At 63.1% G+C, this 2,545-nt stretch carries 2 protein-coding genes; both read right to left on the bottom strand.

Annotated elements, in window-relative coordinates; all coding sequences use genetic code 11:
* Positions 1–354, bottom strand: a 354-nt coding sequence (locus tag BGN95_RS06025; protein ID WP_286771967.1) for an ATP-binding protein, incomplete at its 3' end; no start/stop codon positions are given.
* Complete coding sequence (gene istA, locus BGN95_RS06020) at positions 351–1,856, bottom strand: IS21 family transposase (RefSeq protein ID WP_137903264.1); 1,506 nt, start codon at positions 1,854–1,856, stop codon at positions 351–353. The genes istA and BGN95_RS06025, both read right to left, overlap by 4 nt.
* Positions 1,857–2,545 lie beyond the last annotated feature (689 nt).

The raw sequence follows: 2,545 nt of genomic DNA, 5'->3' as shown, positions 1-2,545 counted from the left end.
GCCGCCGCCCGGCGGACCGAACAGGATGAGGTTGGCCCCTTGTTCGAGCCAGCCATCTCCGGCGCATATGGCCATGACCTGGGCCTTGGAGATCATCGGCACGGCATCGAAGGCGAAGCAGTCCAGGGTTTTGCCCGCAGGCAGATGAGCCTCTGCCAGGTGACGCTCGATCCGGCGGCGATCTCGTTCGGCTAGTTCGTGCTCGGCGAGCGCGGCGAGGAACCTGCTCGCGGGCCACCCCTCCTTGTCCGCTTGGGCGGCGAAGTCCCCCCAGATGTGCTTGATGGTGGGCAGGCGCAGTTCGTTGAGCATGAGGCTGAGGCGCTGTGCATCGATCATGGGAACTGCACTCATGCGGCTTCTCCCTGTTCGATAAGTCCGTCGTAGATCGAGAGCGGCACCAGTTCGACCACGACTTCGGGCAGATCGGCGGGGTCCGGACAGAACCGGGCCCGCAAGGTTGTCAGGCACGGCGTTCGGCGCGCGGTCAGATCATCGGTCAGGATCCCGGCGAGTTCGGCCTCGCAGGCACGTTCGTGGGCCATGGCCAGAAGTTCGACGGTGGTGCGGCAGGCTTCCCGCTCGCCCTGAACTTCCAGCAGGTGGTCGAACATCAGGCGATAGGCATCTCGCGGGAACAGGCTGTCGCGATAAACCAGCCCCAGCAGCGCCATGGGCTTGCGGCGCAGGGAATGGATCACGTGGCGGTAATCAACGACGTGGCCGTGCTTCCCGTTCATGCCGGCGCGGCCGCGCGGCAGGGTCATGAGCCTCGTGCCCCCGATGAAGACGTCGAGGCGGTCATCATACAGGCGGACCCGCAAACGGTGCCCGATTAGGCGGGATGGGACCGTGTAGAACACCTTGCGCAGCGTGAAGCCGCCCGAGGATGTGACCGTCACGAGGATCTCCTCGTAATCGGTGGTGCGCACGTCCGGCAGCGACTGCAGGAACTTGCGTTCGGCATCGATCCCGGGGCTGTGCCGCCGGTTGCGCGCATTTACGACCTCGTCGATGAAGCGGCGATAGTCGGCAAGGTCAGCGAAGTCGCCGCTACCTCGCAGCAGCAGCGCATCCTTCACGGCAGCCTTGATATGACCATGGGCACTCTCGATCGCGCCGTTCTCGTGAGCAACGCCCCGGTTGTTCCTCGTGGGCTCCATTCCATAATGGGCACAGAGCGCGTCATAGCGCCTGGTCAGGTCGATCCTGGCATCGGCGTCGAGATTGCGGAAGGCGGCCGAGAGGCTGTCGGTACGATGAAGCTTCGGCGCACCGCCTGCTGACCAGAGCGCGTTCTGCAGCCCTTCAGCCAAGGCAACGAAACTCTCGCCGCCCAGGATGATATGCCCGTGCTCGAAGCCGCCGCAAGGCAGCCGGAAGTGATAGAGCAGATGATCCAGTGGTTGTCCGGCGATCGAAACCGCCAGATCGTCCATGCATGTAAAATCGGACAGGCCGAGCCGTCCCGCTTCGTGCACTTGCCGGAAAATGACTTCACGATCCTGCCCGTTCATGGCGCGCCAATCGCGAATGCGCCTCTCCAGCGTCCGCCTAGAGCCGAATGTCGTCTCGGGGTATCGCCGCCGCAATTCTTCAAAAATGGCGATAGGTCGGAGGCCGGGAGCAGCCTCGAGCATCGGCACGACCACTTCATCGAAGACACCGGCCAAGGGATCGGGTCGGCGCCGACCGCGGGGGGTTTGCCGCTGTGTTGGCAACCGGCCATCCTGCAGAATGCGATAGCCCGTTGCCGGGCTGAACCCGGCCTTAGCCGCCGCCAGAGCGACGGGGTCATTACGTCTGTTGGTCATGAAAAGTCTCACCTGATGATCGTTGATGTGTCGGCCAGCCACACGTCAGGTCCTCCTCCCCGGAAAACCCAACACATAGCGGCCACCACGACCATCACAGGCACCTCGCAAAGAGGGCCTCCGGTGTGTCGGGACCGGCTACGGGCTACGCCCTCCGCCGATCCCGACACACCGTATTCTCATCTTGATTGTCGCGCTTTCTCACCCTGATCGTCGCGCGACATTCCTCCAATCGCCGTTGGGTCAAAGGCACTGCCACCACAATGCAGGCTTCGCCTAAGGAATCGCGCTGACGCGCGATGGGGATCGTGGAGCCAGCAGACATGCCATCACCCCCTTCGCCGCCCTCGCAGGATCCGCGCGTTGCAGAACCGGTTTCGGACACAACGAGTTGCGTCGGGGCAAAGCTACGCTAGGCAAAAAGGGGCCGGCAAGGTTTGTCTGCTTGTCAGAGAAGCGCCAGCCCCGTTTTGCCAAGCTTCGCTAAGCCCCTCCCGTGCCTGTTGTGTCCAAGAGCCCGGTCCTGCGCCTTCGGACCTGCGAAGGCGGCTCCGGGTGCGATGACATGTCGGCCCGCCCACGCTCCCTCTTCCATTCAAACAGAACCGTCCGCTCGCGCGGCCGGTGCGTCTTTGTGTCTGTAGGGCCGCTGACGCGGCCGTTCGATGCTCAGGCTCACCAAGTACGATGAAATTATGTCAATAAATCAATGTGATGGAAGAAATGGAGGG

The sequence above is a fragment of the Sphingomonas sp. 66-10 genome, assembly GCF_001897045.1.
Taxonomy (GTDB): Bacteria; Pseudomonadota; Alphaproteobacteria; order Sphingomonadales; family Sphingomonadaceae; genus Sphingomonas; species Sphingomonas lycopersici.
The sequence above is the reverse complement of the archived record's forward strand: the minus strand, read 5'-3'. Positions and strand labels throughout refer to the sequence as shown.